This is a genomic window from Pseudomonas sp. H1_F01 (genome assembly GCF_054681425.1).
The window spans coordinates 2,795,067-2,810,362 of the sequence record NZ_CP162823.1; the positions used below are offsets into that span (position 1 = coordinate 2,795,067).

13 protein-coding genes are annotated in these 15,296 nt (G+C 61.4%); 6 read left to right on the plus strand and 7 right to left on the minus strand.

The window, feature by feature from the left end:
* Positions 1-151: 151 nt before the first annotated feature.
* Complete coding sequence (gene gloA, locus AB4O09_RS13020; RefSeq protein ID WP_013693616.1) at positions 152-673, minus strand: lactoylglutathione lyase; 522 nt, start codon at positions 671-673, stop codon at positions 152-154.
* Positions 674-868: 195 nt separating this feature from the next.
* Between gloA and AB4O09_RS13025 the strand changes: the two genes are divergently transcribed.
* The gene (locus AB4O09_RS13025; RefSeq protein ID WP_003202993.1) at positions 869-1,396 is read left to right on the plus strand and encodes a DUF4946 domain-containing protein; all 528 of its coding nucleotides are present in this window, start codon (positions 869-871) and stop codon (positions 1,394-1,396) included.
* A gap of 96 nt (positions 1,397-1,492) precedes the next feature.
* Here AB4O09_RS13025 and AB4O09_RS13030 read toward each other — a convergent pair whose 3' ends face one another.
* From AB4O09_RS13030 to AB4O09_RS13040, 3 genes are all read right to left on the minus strand, one after another.
* Positions 1,493-1,858, minus strand: coding sequence for a histone-like nucleoid-structuring protein, MvaT/MvaU family (locus AB4O09_RS13030; protein WP_013693615.1), 366 nt, complete (start codon positions 1,856-1,858; stop codon positions 1,493-1,495).
* A gap of 211 nt (positions 1,859-2,069) precedes the next feature.
* Positions 2,070-3,614 (minus strand): EAL domain-containing protein, encoded by a 1,545-nt coding sequence (locus AB4O09_RS13035; protein WP_123350746.1) that lies wholly within the window; start codon positions 3,612-3,614, stop codon positions 2,070-2,072.
* Between the two features lie 235 nt (positions 3,615-3,849).
* Complete coding sequence (locus tag AB4O09_RS13040; RefSeq protein WP_003202987.1) at positions 3,850-4,713, minus strand: LysR family transcriptional regulator; 864 nt, start codon at positions 4,711-4,713, stop codon at positions 3,850-3,852.
* A 183-nt stretch (positions 4,714-4,896) separates the two neighbouring features.
* Between AB4O09_RS13040 and AB4O09_RS13045 the strand changes: the two genes are divergently transcribed.
* Positions 4,897-5,841, plus strand: coding sequence for a DMT family transporter (locus AB4O09_RS13045; protein WP_053162899.1), 945 nt, complete (start codon positions 4,897-4,899; stop codon positions 5,839-5,841).
* Between the two features lie 250 nt (positions 5,842-6,091).
* Positions 6,092-7,168 carry a 4-hydroxyphenylpyruvate dioxygenase gene (gene hppD / locus AB4O09_RS13050; RefSeq protein ID WP_013693613.1) on the plus strand — a complete coding sequence of 359 codons (1,077 nt, stop codon included), beginning with the start codon at positions 6,092-6,094 and terminating at the stop codon, positions 7,166-7,168.
* A 91-nt stretch (positions 7,169-7,259) separates the two neighbouring features.
* On the opposite strand, the gene rarD is transcribed toward hppD, so the two are convergent.
* The 3 genes from rarD to AB4O09_RS13065 all read right to left on the minus strand — a co-directional run bounded on the left by rarD (position 7,260) and on the right by AB4O09_RS13065 (position 10,751).
* A complete protein-coding gene (gene rarD, locus AB4O09_RS13055) occupies positions 7,260-8,144 on the minus strand; it encodes an EamA family transporter RarD (protein ID WP_003202980.1) in 885 nt (294 codons plus the stop codon).
* Positions 8,145-8,284: 140 nt separating this feature from the next.
* Complete coding sequence (locus AB4O09_RS13060; protein WP_003202978.1) at positions 8,285-9,319, minus strand: aldo/keto reductase; 1,035 nt, start codon at positions 9,317-9,319, stop codon at positions 8,285-8,287.
* Between the two features lie 121 nt (positions 9,320-9,440).
* The gene (locus tag AB4O09_RS13065; protein WP_003202977.1) at positions 9,441-10,751 is read right to left on the minus strand and encodes an MFS transporter; all 1,311 of its coding nucleotides are present in this window, start codon (positions 10,749-10,751) and stop codon (positions 9,441-9,443) included.
* Between the two features lie 185 nt (positions 10,752-10,936).
* Between AB4O09_RS13065 and AB4O09_RS13070 the strand changes: the two genes are divergently transcribed.
* From AB4O09_RS13070 to AB4O09_RS13080, 3 genes are all read left to right on the plus strand, one after another.
* Positions 10,937-12,061 carry a sugar diacid recognition domain-containing protein gene (locus tag AB4O09_RS13070; protein WP_003202976.1) on the plus strand — a complete coding sequence of 375 codons (1,125 nt, stop codon included), beginning with the start codon at positions 10,937-10,939 and terminating at the stop codon, positions 12,059-12,061.
* 172 nt (positions 12,062-12,233) lie between these two features.
* Complete coding sequence (locus AB4O09_RS13075; RefSeq protein ID WP_027913199.1) at positions 12,234-13,370, plus strand: glycerate kinase; 1,137 nt, start codon at positions 12,234-12,236, stop codon at positions 13,368-13,370.
* Between the two features lie 283 nt (positions 13,371-13,653).
* Positions 13,654-15,279, plus strand: a complete 1,626-nt coding sequence (locus AB4O09_RS13080; protein WP_003202971.1) for a methyl-accepting chemotaxis protein — start codon at positions 13,654-13,656, stop codon at positions 15,277-15,279.
* Positions 15,280-15,296: the final 17 nt, after the last annotated feature.

The following is a 15,296-nucleotide window of genomic DNA, read 5'->3' on the forward strand; positions in this document are numbered from 1 at the left end:
TGAGCCTGGCTCATGGGGTTTTGTTTTGGATCACGCATCCCCCTGTGGGAGCGAGCTTGCTCGCGATAGCGGTGGGTCAGCCTGGATCCAGGTTGAATGTGCCGCCGTCATCGCGAGCAAGCTCGCTCCCACAGGGGGACGGTGGAGAGGTTTACAGCGGCGCAGGCTGGATGATTTCAACCCAGTAGCCATCCGGGTCCTTGATGAAGGCCAGGCTTTTCATGCGGCCGTCGTTCAGGCGTTTCTGGAAATCGCAGCCCAGTGCTTCGAAGCGCTCGCAGGCGGCGACGATGTCCGGTACCGAGATGCAGATGTGGCCGAAGCCGCGTGGGTCGGTGTTGCCGTTATGGTAGGCGAAGGCCGGGTCGCTTTCGGTGCCATGGTTGTGGGTCAGTTCCAGGATGCCAGGGATCGACTTCATCCATTCGGTCCGCGCCGCCGCGTCCGCCGGGATCTGGTTCTTGTCCACCAGTGCCAGGAAGTACAGGCTGAACTCGGCTTCCGGGAAGTCGCGTTTCTCCACCAGCGAGAAACCCAGCACGCGGGTGTAGAAGTCCAGGGACCGGGTGATGTCCTTGACTCGCAGCATGGTGTGGTTGAAGACGAACTTGGCCGTGGCGGCATCAGGTTGTGCGGTGACGCCAGGGAAAGTATTGAGTTCGTGCAGGCTCATGGGCCCTCCGGAAAATAAGTGGGGCAAACGGCGTCGCAAGCTTGGTTGCGACGGTTCCTGGGCTTGCGTCAGACGGCTTCCTTGCAGGTGCGCCCATGATACGCAAGGGACGCGGTGTCGCCAAACCGCGTGTGGCTATTGCCTGCTTCTGCCTCGGGCTTCAGACTTTACGATTCGCCCTTGAGTGCCAACGCAATGATTCGACCGTTCCTTTCGCTGTTTGTCCTGCTGTTTGCCTGCATTGCGAGTGTCGGCGGCGTCCAGGCGGACGAACCGCAGATCGCCTGGCCCCAAGGCTGGGTTGTCGAGCCACTGCCCGCCGATGCGGCGGCGTCGGGCCCCTTGCGACAACGTGCAACCAAGAGCGATTCGGCAGGCAATGCCGTGATGGTCATGGAATTGACCACGACTACCGTCGAGCCCGATCACCAGGTCAACTTGCAAGGCGTGTTGCTGGAAATGCGCAAGTCGATCCAGAAGGATTTCTTCCAGGGCGGTTACCAAAGTGTGTGCAATAAGATCCATGCTTCCATGTTGGGTGGCGTAACTGCATTGGAAACCACTTGCACGATCACGCAAAACGGACGCCATGTATTGTCTCAGGCACTCGTCGCGGCACTAAATGGGGGCAAGGCTTATGTGCTGTCCTATGCAGGGCAGGCGCAGGTGTTTGTTGAAAGCCAGGATGAAATACAGTCGGTGCGAAACAGTTTGAAACTATAAGGCCGTCAGTGTAATACGCTCGGAATTTAATCCAAAAAGTTTAGCCCATAAAAAAGCCCTGAGTGTATTCAGGGCTTTTTTTGATCATGGACGCTGTCAACCACGCAACCAGGAATCGACGGTAGCTGCACCGTACTGTTCTTTCCAGGCTTTCAGACCGCGGTGATTACCGCCTTTGGTCTCGATCAACTCGCCGGTGTGCGGGTTCTGGTAAACCTTTACCACTCGCGCACGGCGGGTCTTGATGGGTTTGCTCGATTGCAGGCTCGCCTTGGACGGGTTCGGGTCGAGGATCGCGACGATGTCGCGCAGGCTCTTGCCATAGGTTTTCATCAGTCCCTGGAGCTTTTCCTCGAATTCGATTTCCTTCTTGAGCCCGGCATCGTTCTTCAGCGATTCCAACTGCTTGAGCTGTTCTTGAAGGGCCTTTTCGGCTGCACGAAATTCAGCGAGTCTGGACAAAATCGTTACTCCAATCAAAATATTTGGCTGATACCAACCGCAAACAAAGCTATAAGCCGAGCGCCTTGGTGTTAATGACTCTCCTGCTATCTGGCACAGGTAGAAAAATTGTAGTAGTTAATCCGGAAAGTGTAAATCGTAACTTTTTCGTTATGTAACAACAGCAAAAGCTTTTATCAGTTGGGCATCGTCGTCAATAGATCGGCGGCGGTTAACTGCCATTAAGGTCGGTCAAGGTCTCAATGAACGCCTGCCCGCTAATCGGTCGACCAAATAGATAACCCTGTAGAAAGTTCACCCCATGGGCGCTCAGGTAGTCGCTTTGCTCGACGGTTTCGACGCCCTCGGCCACCATGTCCAGGCCCAGCTTGCCCGACAGTTCGATGATGCTGTCGAGCAGGTGCCGTGACAGCGTATCGGCACCGATCATCGCGACAAAACTCTGGTCGATCTTCAAGAAATCCACGTTGAACTGGCGCAAGTACGCCAGGCTGGAATGACCCGTGCCGAAATCGTCGAGGGCAATCTTGACGCCCAGTTCCCGCAGCTGGTCGAACAGTTGCCGGGTAACGGGCGTAGGTTCGATCAGTTCGCGCTCGGTCAACTCCAGCACCAGGGCAGTCGCACCCGGCGCGAAGGCGGCGAGAAATTCGCGACAATCGTCCACCAGCGCCAGATCCTGGCAGTGGCGGGCGGTGATGTTGATGCCGACATGAAACGGTGCTTCGAGTTGAGGCGCCAGCGGTGCCAGCAGGTGCATGGTCTGCTGCATCAGCGCCCGGGTCATCGGTACGATCAGGCCGCTGTGTTCGGCGAACGGGATGAACAGGTCCGGGCGAACGAGGCCTTCCTTGGGGTGATTCCAGCGCATCAGCACTTCGACGCCGGCCCAGCGTTTGCTGTCGCTGTGCACGACCGGTTGCAGATAGGGCACGAACTCGCGGGCTTCCAGGGCCCGTTGCAGTTCACGGCTGGGCGAGGAGGCGCGTTTTTGCAGCCAGTGCCCGAGGGTCCCGGCCACGACGCCGAAGAAGATCAGCAAGCTGAACAGCGGCGGATATTCCCTGGCCATGTAGCGCCAGGTTTCACCCTCATCGAAGCCGGCTTCTACGTTGAAGGCGTAGCGCGATGAACCCAGCTCGCTTTGGGCGACCGGCAGCCCGGGTATGGGCGCCGGTCGGACCTTGCCGTCCGCCGCCAGCCAGTTCGGCCCGACTTGCAGTCGTAGCCGGGTCTGGCGGCCGATCAAGCGCAAGACGTTCGTCAGGTGGTACCCGTCAAGCGTGGCCAAGGCGCCTTGATGGCCCTCGTTGATCCGGTAAATCAGTAGCGCGGTATCCGGCGTGACCGGGTTGCCGTCCATGAGCCACAAGCTGCCTTGATGGTAGTCGCTCGGGTTGACGCGTTCCTCGAAGGCACCGAACAGCGAGCTGCAATACAGGTTGTTGTCCCAGATAAGGTTGGTCGAACGGACAAAGGGCCGGCGCGTCACTTGTTCGCGTAATGCCAGCTTCACCGCTTCGCAGGGCTGGCCGGCCAGGGGTAATAGTTCATGGGCCGCCAAGGCCGTGTTGTCGAGCATCAGCTCGATCTGCCTGACCAGTTCCTCGGCGGTCTGCCGGGTCTGTTGCGCCAGCGTCCGTTCGGCCTGCATGTACAAAATGGCCAGCCCTGACAGCATCGGTACCAGGCCGCAAAGCAGGGTGACGAGATAGCGACGGGGGCGGGTGTGCGCGCGTGTGGCGGTCAAGGGCATCGGCACAACCTGAGAAGAAAAGGGATGAGGGGGAATCGTCGGATGCCGACCATGATAGATGGCTTGCCGGGTGCTTGCTGACCACAGGGTGGCTGTGGGAGCGAGGTCTGTGGGAGCAAGGCTTGCCCGCGATGAACGATCATGCGGTCCACCTGGAGAGCCGAGGTGCCTTCATCGCGAGCAAGCTTTGCTCCCACAGGTTCAGTGCCAGGCTCCCACAGGTTTGATGTCGGGCTCATGACTGCCGGGCCAGCTCGATAAACGCCAGGGTGGCGGGCGAGGCCTGGCGGCTGTCCAGGACTGCCAGGCCAATCTGGCGCGGCACCCGCGGCGACAAGGGGCGCACGACGAAGCCCAGGCTTTCGCCCTCCGGCAACGAACCTTCGGACACCACGCTCACCGCCTCACCGCGCCTGACGATATCCAGGGTGCTGAGCAGTTGCGAACACCGAAAACGCACATTCGGGGTCAGCCGGGCGGCATTGAACAGGCGCGAAACCAGCTCCGATGATCCGGCCTCGGTGTGCACGAAGGGGTCGTTGCACAGGTCCTTGAGGCTCAGGCTGGCCCGGGCGGCGAGGGGATGGTTAGTGGGCAGCAGGGCGACCATCTGATCTTCCATCAGCATGAACGTATCGAAACGCTCCTCGGGCAACACCACGAAGCCGACGTCGATCCGCCGTTCGTCCAGCCACTGGAGGACCTGCCTGTCGGGTCCTTCGTCGATGTGCACTTCGATGCCCGGGTGCAAGTCTCGATAGCGCTGCAGGATACCGGGCAACAGTTTCATCGATGACGTGGGCCCGAACGAGCCGATGCGCAAGGTGCCTCGGCGCATGCCCCGGGCATCGGCGGCTTCCTGGCGCAAGGTGTTGGCCAGCCCGAGCATGGCCCGGGCCCGCAGAAGCAATTGCTGACCAATGTCGCTGAGTTCCACTTGGGACTGATGACGCCTGAGCAATTCAACGCCCAATTCTTGTTCCAGGGATTTGATGGCGTGGGATACCGCTGACTGGCCGATGCCCAGGCGCGTTGCCGCCGCCGTGAACCCCCGCAGCTCGGCGACCAGGGAGAAGATTTCGAGTTGGGTGAGGGTCATGAGGAATTGCTCATTTTACGATGACAAGGCATGAGCCAGATAATGAGGTATCTGACTTGAATCAGGAAGCAGCACAACACCTTTTGGCAAGGTTCCACCCTGTGGGAGCAAGCTTTGCTCCCACAATTAACCACCCTCGCCACAGGTTCTGCGTTGTTCTCATTAGCGTGCGGTGGTGAAACCATGAAAACCCTCGAACAAACCCTCCCAGCCTCGTCGGACCTGCCGGTCTACTTGAAGCTCGCCATGGTCACCATGATCTGGGGCGGGACCTTCGTGGCCGGCCGGATCCTTGCCGATGCCTTGGCGCCGATGTTTGCCGCCAGCCTGCGTTTCCTGCTGGCGAGTATCGCGCTGCTGTCGTTTCTCGCCCTGGCCGGGATCCCGCTGGCCAGGCCCAGTGTGAAACAGGGGCTGCAATTGGCCGCGCTGGGGTTCTTTGGCATCTTTTTCTACAACCTGTGCTTCTTCTATGGCTTGCAGTACATCAATGCGTCGCGGGCCTCGCTGATCGTGGCCTTGAACCCGGCGGTGATCGGGCTGGCGTCCTGGTGGTTGTTCAAGGAGCGGCTGAGCCGGTTGAAAGTGGCGGGCATCGTGCTCTGTATCGGTGGGGCGGGATTGGTGATCGTCAGTCGTGATCCGTCCTTGTTGCAAGGCGCCGCGCAGGGCTGGATCGGCGATCTGCTGATTTTTGGCTGCGTGCTGGGCTGGGGTATCTATTCGCTGTTTTCGAAAAAACTCAATGACAGCCTCGGCCCCTTGCAGACCGTGACCTGGTCGATTCTGCTGGGCACGCTGATGTTGTGGCTGGCCTGCGCGGCGGCGGGCGAGATTCGTGTCGAAGCCCTGCGCGGCCTGGACGTTGAGCAATGGCTGAGCCTGTTGTACCTCGGCGTGCTGGGCTCGGCCCTGGCCTATATCGCCTGGTATGACGGCATTCGTCGGATCGGTGCGACCCGTTCCGGGGTGTTCATCGCGCTCAATCCGTTGACGGCGGTGCTGCTGGGGGCGCTGCTGCTGGACGAACGGCTCACGGCCTTGATGTGTGTCGGCGGGGGCGTGATCCTGGTGGGCATTTTCCTGTGCAACAAACCCCTTGCGCGGTCGAAGGAAAAGGCGATTTGATACAGAAGGCGGACAAACCTGGTTACGCTGTGTAGAATTGAGTTACGCATATAAGAATAACGTCTTCTGGCAGCAGAAGCCTCGCCCGCAAGAGCCTTGGGTCGACAATGAAGATACTTGGGTTTCAACTGATCTATGGCGATTTCCTCGCCCGCAGCGTTCGTGGCATTTCCTGCGCGCCGCCCCGTGTCCTCAGCATCGCCAGCAACTAACGTTTTTTGTTAATTGACCCGACTGATGAGGCGCCGACATGGCAGATCTATACGAAAACCCCATGGGCCTGATGGGCTTTGAATTCATCGAATTCGCATCCCCGACCCCCAACACCCTGGAGCCGATCTTCGAGATCATGGGTTTCACCAAAGTGGCCACCCACCGCTCCAAGGACGTGCACCTGTATCGCCAGGGCGCGATCAACCTGATCCTCAACAACGAACCCCACAGCGTGGCGTCATACTTTGCCGCCGAGCACGGTCCGTCGGTGTGCGGCATGGCGTTCCGGGTCAAGGATTCGCAAAAGGCCTACAAGCGTGCCCTGGAACTCGGCGCCCAGCCGATCCACATCGAGACCGGCCCGATGGAGCTGAACCTGCCAGCGATCAAAGGCATCGGCGGTGCGCCGCTGTACCTGATCGACCGTTTTGGCGAAGGCAGCTCGATCTATGACATCGACTTCGTGTTCCTCGAGGGCGTTGACCGCAACCCGGTGGGCGCGGGCCTGAAAATCATCGACCACCTGACCCACAACGTCTATCGCGGACGCATGGCCTACTGGGCCGGCTTCTACGAGAAGCTGTTCAACTTCCGCGAGATCCGCTACTTCGACATCAAGGGCGAATACACCGGCCTGACCTCCAAGGCCATGACCGCCCCGGATGGCATGATCCGTATCCCGTTGAACGAAGAATCGTCCAAGGGCGCCGGGCAGATCGAAGAGTTCCTGATGCAGTTCAACGGCGAAGGCATCCAGCACGTGGCCTTCCTCACCGATGACCTGGTCAAGACCTGGGATCACCTGAAAAGCATCGGCATGCGCTTCATGACCGCGCCGCCGGACACCTATTACGAAATGCTCGAAGGCCGCCTGCCGAACCACGGCGAACCGGTGGATGAACTGCAATCGCGGGGCATTCTGCTGGACGGTGCTTCCGAGCAGGGCGACAAGCGCCTGCTGCTGCAGATCTTCTCGGAAACCCTGATGGGGCCGGTGTTCTTCGAATTCATCCAGCGCAAGGGCGACGATGGTTTCGGCGAAGGCAACTTCAAGGCGCTGTTCGAATCCATCGAGCGCGACCAGGTGCGTCGAGGTGTGCTGGCGACCGAGTAAGGCCTGAGCCATGAAAAAGCCCGCCCGGCAGTGATGCCGGGCGGGCTTTTTATTGCCCGACACAGTTCCAAATGTGGGAGCGGTGTAAGGCTCAGGCCCTGCGCTGCTGCCGCACCAAGTGCTTGAACCCTTCGAACACCAGCACCGCCACCGCCATCCAGATGGGGATGTAGGTCAGCCATTCACCGGCCTTGATGCTTTCGCCCAACAGCAGCGCAACGCCCAGCAGCAACACCGGCTCTACATAACTCAACAACCCGAACAGGCTGAACGGCAGCAACCGACTGGCGACGATGTAGGATACCAGCGCGCTGGCACTGATCACCCCGAGCACCGGGATCAGCAGCGACAGCCACGGGTATTGATCGAAAACGTCGAGGCCCTGTTCACCGCTTTGCACGAACCACAGCGCCACGGGCAGCATCAGGGTCATGTCCAGCCAGAGCCCACCCAGGTTGTCGGTCTTGATGCGTTTGCGCAGGATGAAATAGATCGGGTAGCCGATCACCACCAGCAAGGTTGCCCAGGAAAAACCACCCACCTGGTACAACTCGTTGAACACGCCAAGGGTGGCGAAGAACACGGCGACTTTCTGCAGGTAGGAAAGGCGTTCGCCGTAGACGATGCGTCCGGTCAGCACCATCGACAGCGGCAACAGGAAGTACCCCAGCGACACGTCCAGGCTGTAGCCATTGAGCGGCGCCCACATGAACAGCCACAGTTGCGCGCCCATCAGTGCCGACGAGGCTATCGCCGCGATCAACAGCCGTGGCGTGGCGATCAGGCGTTGGATCAGCGCCGTGACCAGTTTCCACTCCCGCGTCACCAGCAGGAATGCGGTCATGCACGGCATCGTCAGCAGCATGCGCCAGCCGAAGATTTCCACGCCTGTCAGCGGTGAGAGCAGCGAGGTGTAGTAGTACATGACGGCGAACAGCGCGGAGGCCGAGACCGATAGAACGATGCCTTTGGACACGGTGATTCTCTTGAGGGCGATCAATCAACACCCTGCCTGTGGCGAGGGTGTTGATGGTGGGAGCAAGGCCTGTGGGAGCAAGGCTTGTGGGAGCAAGGCTTGCCCGCGATAGCCACGCCACGGTTTAACAGTGAACCGCGTTATCGTTCATCGCGGGCAAGCCTTGCTCCCACAGGCACTCGTCCCGGCACGAAATGGCTCACATCATTGAACCCCGGCGTCGAAGCATGCCCCGGCGTCACGAGCGAATCGATGAACGCTTCATCTTCTGCGCTGATCTTCACCGATTGCGCCTTGGTATACGAATCCCACTGCTCCTCGGTGCGCGGCCCGACGATGGCCGAGGTCACGGCGCTGTTGTTCAGCACCCAGGCGATGGCGAACTCGACGATGCCCACGCCGCGGCCCTGGGTGTATTGCAGGATCTGCTGGGCAATGCGCAGGGATTCGACCCGCCATTCGGTTTCCAGGATGCGTTTGTCCTGGCGTCCGGCACGGCTGTTGGCGTCCGGCGCCACGTCCGGCGCGTACTTGCCGCTGAGCACGCCTCGGGCCAGGGGGCTGAACGGCACCACGCCGAGGCCGTAGTTCTGTGCCGCGGTGATCTGCTCGGTTTCCGCCTGGCGGTTGACGATGTTGTACAGCGGTTGGCTGATCACCGGCCGGTCGATGCCCAGGCTGTCGGCGATGCGGATCACCTCGGCGATGCGCCAGCCACGGTAGTTCGACAGGCCCCAGTAGCGGATCTTGCCTTGGCGAATCAAGTCGCCGATGGCCGACACGGTGACGTGCAACGGCGTGTTGTGGTCTTCGCGGTGCAGGTAATAGATGTCCAGGTAATCGGTGCCCAGGCGCGTCAGGCTCGCTTCGATGCCATTGAAGATGTGCTTGCGGCTCAGACCGCTGCGGTTGGGCATGCCGTCCGGCGGGCCGAAGCCGACCTTGGTGGCCAGCACCCATTCCTGGCGGTGACGGGCGATTGCCTCGCCGACGATTTCCTCGGAACGGCCGTTGGTGTAGACGTCCGCGGTATCGATGAAATTGATGCCCTGGTCCCAGGCCTTGTCGATGATCCGCAGCGAATCCTCGGTGCTGGTCTGTTCGCCGAACATCATCGTGCCCAGGGTCAGCGTCGAGACTTGCAACCCGGAATGGCCTAGCGTGCGGTAGCTCATGACAAGATCCTTTTATCCATGGGGAAAGATTCAATCAAACCCCAGAACCACCGCACGGATCAAACAGAATTCTCAAACACCCCAATCAACTGTGGAACTACCTCTGTGGGAAAAAAGGGTGTCAGGCCCTTAGGGTACGGGTCATGCGCAACGCCAGCAGGCTGCCGCAGACAATCACGCCCGCCAACAGGTACAGCGCCGCGTCGGTCGAGCCGGTGGCGTCCTTGACCCAACCCACCAGGTACGGGCTCAGGAATCCCGCCATCTGCCCCATGGAGTTGATCAACGCCAACCCACCGGCCGCCGCGCCCGCGCTGAGCAGGGCCGTGGGCACCGGCCAGAACATCGGCAGGCCGGTGAGGGCGCCCATGGTGGCGATGGACAGGCCGATGATGGCGATGGCCGGGGTGGTGGCGAAGTTGACGGCGATCAGCAGCCCGACGGCGCCCATCAGCATCGGCACGACAAGATGCCAGCGGCGCTCCTTGTGCAGGTCCGCCGAGCGGCCCACCAGCAACATGAACACGGCCGCCAACAGGTACGGGATTGCACTCAGCCAACCGATCACCAGGTTATCGCCAAAACCCAGGCTCTTGATGATCGACGGCAGCCAGAAGTTGATCGCGTACACGCCGCTCTGGATGCAAAAGTACACCAGGCCGAAGGCCCAGATCGCCGGGTTCTTGAACACCGCCAACAGCGAGTCGGTGGCGGTCTTTGGTTTGTTGGCCAGGTCTTCGGCGTGGTCGGCGGTGAGCACGTCGCGTTCCTGGTCGGTCAGCCATTTGGCGTTGGCGAAGGTGTCGCTGAGCAGGAAGAACGCCAGCGCCCCGAGGATCACCGTCGGAATGCCTTGCAGCAAAAACATCCACTGCCAACCCGCCAGGCCGCCCTGGCCGGCGGCGAAGTGGTTGAGGATCCACCCGGAAAACGGACTGCCCAGCAGGCCGGACACCGGGATGGCCGACATGAACAACGCCATGATCCGGCCCCGTCGGAACGTCGGGAACCATTGCGAGAGATACAGCACCACGCCAGGGAAGAACCCGGCCTCGGCGGCGCCGGTGAACAGCCGCAAGGTATAGAACTCGGTGGGGGTAGTGACGAACAGCAGGCACGTCGACAAGGTGCCCCAGGTGATCATCATCAGCGCGATCCAGCGCCGTGGACCGAACTTGGTCAGGGCCAGGTTGCTTGGCACGCCGCACAGTACGTAGCCGATGAAGAAGATCCCGGCACCGAGGCCGTACACGGTTTCGCTGAATTTCAGGGCGTCGAGCATCTGCAACTTGGCGAAGCCAACGTTGACCCGGTCGAGGTAGTTGAACAGGTAGCAGATGAAAATGAAGGGGATCAAGCGCAGGGTGATGCGCTTGTAGACGGTATTTTTTTCGTCGGGGGTAGCCAGGAGGGCTATTGCGCTCTGGGACATGGCGGGTCTCTCATTATTATGATTTTTGCGAGCCAAGGGGTAACGTTGACCGCCCCTTGAGTCTCGGCCAGCCCAGGGGGCCGTGTCTTTGTGCCAGAGCACAGGGTTTGAATGCAGACCCTGTGCGCCTGACCAAACCCATGCCTGGAAACAACAACTCACGCCGCTTGCAAGGAACACCGCCCATGTTCGAACTCGATCACGACCTGGCGCAGGACATCGTCGACCGGGCGATGGCGATCCTGCCGTACAACGTCAATGTCATGGACAACCAGGGCTTGATCCTCGGCAGCGGCGAGCGCGAGCGGGTCAACACCCGTCACGAGGGCGCGCAACTGGTCCTGGCTAACGGTCGGGTGGTGGAAATCGACGAGCACACCGCGATGCACCTCAAGGGTGTGCAGCCTGGGATCAACCTGCCGCTGATGCTCGATCAACGGCTGATCGGCGTCCTGGGCATCACGGGTGAGCCTGCGCAACTGCGCACTTACGCCGAGCTGGTGCGCATGACCGCCGAGATGTTGGTGGGACAGCGTAACCAGCAGGCCGAGCAGCAATGGCGCCGCCAGCGGTGTGATGACTTGCTGGCGCTGCTGTTGGGCGATGCGGGGGATTCGCCGCGATTGTTGGACGAAGCCCGGCAAATGGGCCTCAAGCCGCAATTGTCGCGGGTGCCGTATCTGTTCGAACTGGGCCTGGAACATGGGCCCGGGCAGACCGTCGAGACGTTGAGCGCGTGGTTGATGTCGCGCTACCCGGACAGTTGGTGCCTGACCTCGTCCAAATCTTCCTTGCTCTGGTGCCGGCCGGTCACCGCCTCGGTGGAGAACGAGCGGTTGCTGGGCAAGCTCGATGGGCTGGGCTGGAACATCCTGCGGATCGCAGTGGGCGGGCAGGCTGAAGGGTTGGCGGGCTTGCGGCGTTGCTATCGGCGGGTGGCTGATCTGCTGGCCTATGGGCGTGATGTGTTGCCGCAATCGCGCCTGCTGGCCCTCAACCGCTATCGCCTGCCGGTGCTGCTCTGGCGCCATCGCAGCGACGATGCCCTGGACGAACTGCTGACCCCGTTGCGCAAGGTCATCGCCAAGGACAGCAACGGCCAACTGCTCGCCACCCTGCGCAGTTGGTGCGAGCACGACGGCCAGAGCCAGGCCTGCGCCGACGCCCTGGGCATCCACCGCAACAGCCTGCGCTACCGCATGGAACGCATCGCCGAACTCAGCGGCGTGGACCCGTTGCGCCTGGACGGGATGCTGGCGTTGTACCTGGGGGTGCAGCTATTGCCGCAGACCGCCGATACACCCACATAACCCTGTGGGAACGAGCCTGCTCGCGATGAGGCCGGCAGCTTCAACCTGAATCTTCCTGGAAAACCGGTATTTGTGAATTTGAACAATAATACCCGGTGTCTTTTGTGCAGCGGACCGGCGTCACGGCTGTGGTCAGCTGGCAGCATGCTGTGCATCGGAACCGGAGAATAATATGAAAATAGTCATCGCCCCCGACTCGTTCAAGGACAGCCTCAGCGCCCAGGGCGTCGCCGATGCCATCGCCCAGGGGCTGGCCGAGGTCTGGCCGGATGCGCAGTTGATCAAATGCCCGATGGCCGACGGCGGGGAGGGGACGGTGGAGTCGGTGTTGGCGGCCTGCAACGGTGAGTGGCGCCACACCCGGGTTCGTGGTCCGTTGGGTGTTGCCGTCGAGGCGCGCTGGGGCTGGTTGGCCGAGAGTCGCACCGCAATCATTGAAATGGCCGAGGCCAGTGGTTTGCAACTGGTGCCGCCGGGGCAACGCGATGCCTGTTCCAGCAGCACCTACGGCACCGGCGAGCTGATTCGCGCAGCCCTCGATGAAGGCGCCGGGCGGGTGATCCTGGCGATCGGTGGCAGTGCCACCAACGACGCCGGAGCCGGTGCGATGCAGGCTCTGGGCGTGGTGTTGCTGGATGACCAGGGCCGTCCCCTTCCTCCCGGCGGCCTGGCCTTGGCGAACCTGGCGCGTATCGACCTGAGCGATCTGGACCCACGCCTGGCCCGGGTCAGCTTCGAGATCGCCGCCGATGTCGATAACCCGCTTTGCGGCCCCCATGGCGCGTCCGTGGTTTTTGGTCCGCAGAAGGGCGCCTCGGCTTCTCAAGTGCAGGCGCTGGACCGGGCCCTGGGGCATTTCGCCGAACATTGCGCGCGGGCGTTGAAAAAGGATGTGCGCGACGAGCCGGGCAGTGGCGCAGCCGGCGGCCTGGGGTTCGCGGCCAAGGCGTTCCTGGGGGCGCAGTTTCGTACCGGCGTGGACGTCGTAGCCCAGTTGACCGGGCTTGCCGAGGCGGTCAACGGCGCCGACCTGGTGATCACCGGCGAAGGCCGTTTCGACGCCCAGACCCTGCGCGGCAAGACCCCCTTCGGCGTGGCCCGCATCGCCCGCCAGCACGGCGTACCGGTGGTGGTCATTGCCGGCACGCTGGGGGAGGGCTACCAAGCGCTGTATGAACACGGCATCGACGCCGCCTTCGCCCTGGCCAGCGGGCCGATGACCTTGCAGCAAGCCTGCACCGACGCCCCGCGCCTGCTGAGCGAGCGTGCCCGGGACATTGCACGGCTTTGGCGGGTGGCGGCGCGGTAGACCCAACGGACGCGTGGACCTGTAGTAGCCATGTAGGAGGCCTGTAGGAGGCCTGTAGGAGCTGTCGAGTGCAACGAGGCTGCGATCTTGTTTCAGGCAGTCGAGTCAAAAGTGAAAGATCAAAAGATCGCAGGCTTCGCCAGCCCCTGCAGGAAATATTTTTTTACATAACCCTGCACAAACCCTAAAGCCCAGCCGATAACGGGTTAAGCGTATACCCCCATAACTCCAATCAGTGCGCTTGCCGGCATGGATGCTCGACCCAACATTTCGAGGTCTTTCCATGTCCCTACGCAGCCTGAATATCGCCCCCCGAGCCTTTCTCGGCTTCACCGTCATTGCCTTGCTCGTCGTTGTGCTCGGCGTGTTTGCCGGTAGTCGCATGTCGATCATCCGCCAGGCCTCGCTGGACATGGAGCAGAATCAACTGCCCAGTGTCGGCTACCTGGGCAATGTGATGGAAAACGTGCTGCGCATGCGCATCCTCTCGTTTCGCATCTTGGTCAACCGGGACCCGGCCAGCCTGAAAGAGGCCGAGACCCGCATCAACGTGCTGGTGGAAAAGCTGCACAAGGCCAATAACAGCTACGCCGCGCTGCCGGCCACTCCGGAAGAGACCGAGCTGTACAAGGCCTTTTCGGCGACCCTGGAAAAATACCTGCAAGCCCAGCAGGAAATGCTTGAACTGTCGCGACAGGACAAGGCCGACCAGTTGCGCAGCCTCATCAATACGCGAATCAAGGAAGGTACCGACCTGATGGGCGAGCAGCTCAACAAGCTCATCGCGATCAACGTGGCCGGCGCCAGCGAAGCATCGGCCAAGGCCGGTGAAAACTACAGCAGCGCCATCACCGGCATCATCGTTGTCTCGATCATTGCCGCACTGGCCACTGTCCTGCTGGCCTTGCTGCTGACCCGCAGCATCGTCGCGCCGCTCAACCGGGCATTGGAGGCGGCCCGGACCATCGCCGGTGGCAACCTGGTCCAGGTCATTGCGGACGATGGCAAGGATGAGCCGGCGCGTTTGCTTCAAGCCTTGGCCGTGATGCAAGACAGCTTGCGCAAAACCATCGAGCAGATCGCCGGTTCCGCCACCCAATTGGGCGCCGCGGCCGAAGAACTGAGTGCAGTCACCCAGGAATCCTCCCGCGGTCTGCAACAGCAGCACAACGAGATCGAACAGGCGGCCACGGCAGTCAACGAAATGACCGCTGCGGTCGAAGAGGTTGCCCGTAACGCGGTGTCCACCTCCGAAGCCTCGAACCAGTCGACCCAGGCCGCCCAGGAAGGCCGCACGCGTGTGGTCGAAACCGTCGACGCGATCCAGACCATGACCCACGATGTGCAGGCGACCGCCTCGATGATCGAAGGCCTGGCGGTCCAGGGCCGCGACATCGGCAAGGTGCTGGACGTGATCCGCGCCATCGCCGAACAGACCAACCTGCTGGCCCTCAACGCCGCCATCGAAGCCGCCCGCGCCGGGGAGGCCGGACGCGGTTTCGCGGTGGTGGCCGACGAAGTCCGGGCCCTGGCCCATCGCACTGCGCAATCGACCCAGGAAATCGAAAAAATGGTCGCCGGCATCCAGAACGGCACCGGCCAGGCCGTGCAGTCGATGCAGCAAAGCAACCAGCGTACCCAAAGCACTCTGGAAATGGCCCGCGCCGCCGGAGTGGCCCTGGAGCAGATCACTCAGTCGATCCATCAGATCAACGAACGCAACCTCGTCATCGCCAGTGCGTCGGAGGAGCAGGCCCAGGTGTCCCGTGAGGTGGACCGCAACCTGGTGAACATTCGCGACCTGGCGACTCAATCGGCCAGCGGTGCGAAACAGACCAGCGACGCGACCCACGAACTGTCGCGCCTGGCGGTGGGGTTGAATGCGATGGTGGCGCGGTTTGTGATTTGAGATAGGGTTGAGGCTGG

What these genes read in the sequence shown, in the direction of transcription:
- gloA (WP_013693616.1), bottom strand. Translation starts at nt 673, where the DNA reads ATGAGCCTGCACGAACTCAATACTTTCCCTGGCGTCACCGCACAACCT.
- AB4O09_RS13025 (WP_003202993.1), top strand. Translation starts at nt 869, where the DNA reads ATGATTCGACCGTTCCTTTCGCTGTTTGTCCTGCTGTTTGCCTGCATT.
- AB4O09_RS13035 (WP_123350746.1), bottom strand. Translation starts at nt 3,614, where the DNA reads ATGCCCTTGACCGCCACACGCGCGCACACCCGCCCCCGTCGCTATCTC.
- AB4O09_RS13040 (WP_003202987.1), bottom strand. Translation starts at nt 4,713, where the DNA reads ATGACCCTCACCCAACTCGAAATCTTCTCCCTGGTCGCCGAGCTGCGG.
- AB4O09_RS13045 (WP_053162899.1), top strand. Translation starts at nt 4,897, where the DNA reads ATGAAAACCCTCGAACAAACCCTCCCAGCCTCGTCGGACCTGCCGGTC.
- hppD (WP_013693613.1), top strand. Translation starts at nt 6,092, where the DNA reads ATGGCAGATCTATACGAAAACCCCATGGGCCTGATGGGCTTTGAATTC.
- AB4O09_RS13060 (WP_003202978.1), bottom strand. Translation starts at nt 9,319, where the DNA reads ATGAGCTACCGCACGCTAGGCCATTCCGGGTTGCAAGTCTCGACGCTG.
- AB4O09_RS13065 (WP_003202977.1), bottom strand. Translation starts at nt 10,751, where the DNA reads ATGTCCCAGAGCGCAATAGCCCTCCTGGCTACCCCCGACGAAAAAAAT.
- AB4O09_RS13070 (WP_003202976.1), top strand. Translation starts at nt 10,937, where the DNA reads ATGTTCGAACTCGATCACGACCTGGCGCAGGACATCGTCGACCGGGCG.
- AB4O09_RS13075 (WP_027913199.1), top strand. Translation starts at nt 12,234, where the DNA reads ATGAAAATAGTCATCGCCCCCGACTCGTTCAAGGACAGCCTCAGCGCC.
- AB4O09_RS13080 (WP_003202971.1), top strand. Translation starts at nt 13,654, where the DNA reads ATGTCCCTACGCAGCCTGAATATCGCCCCCCGAGCCTTTCTCGGCTTC.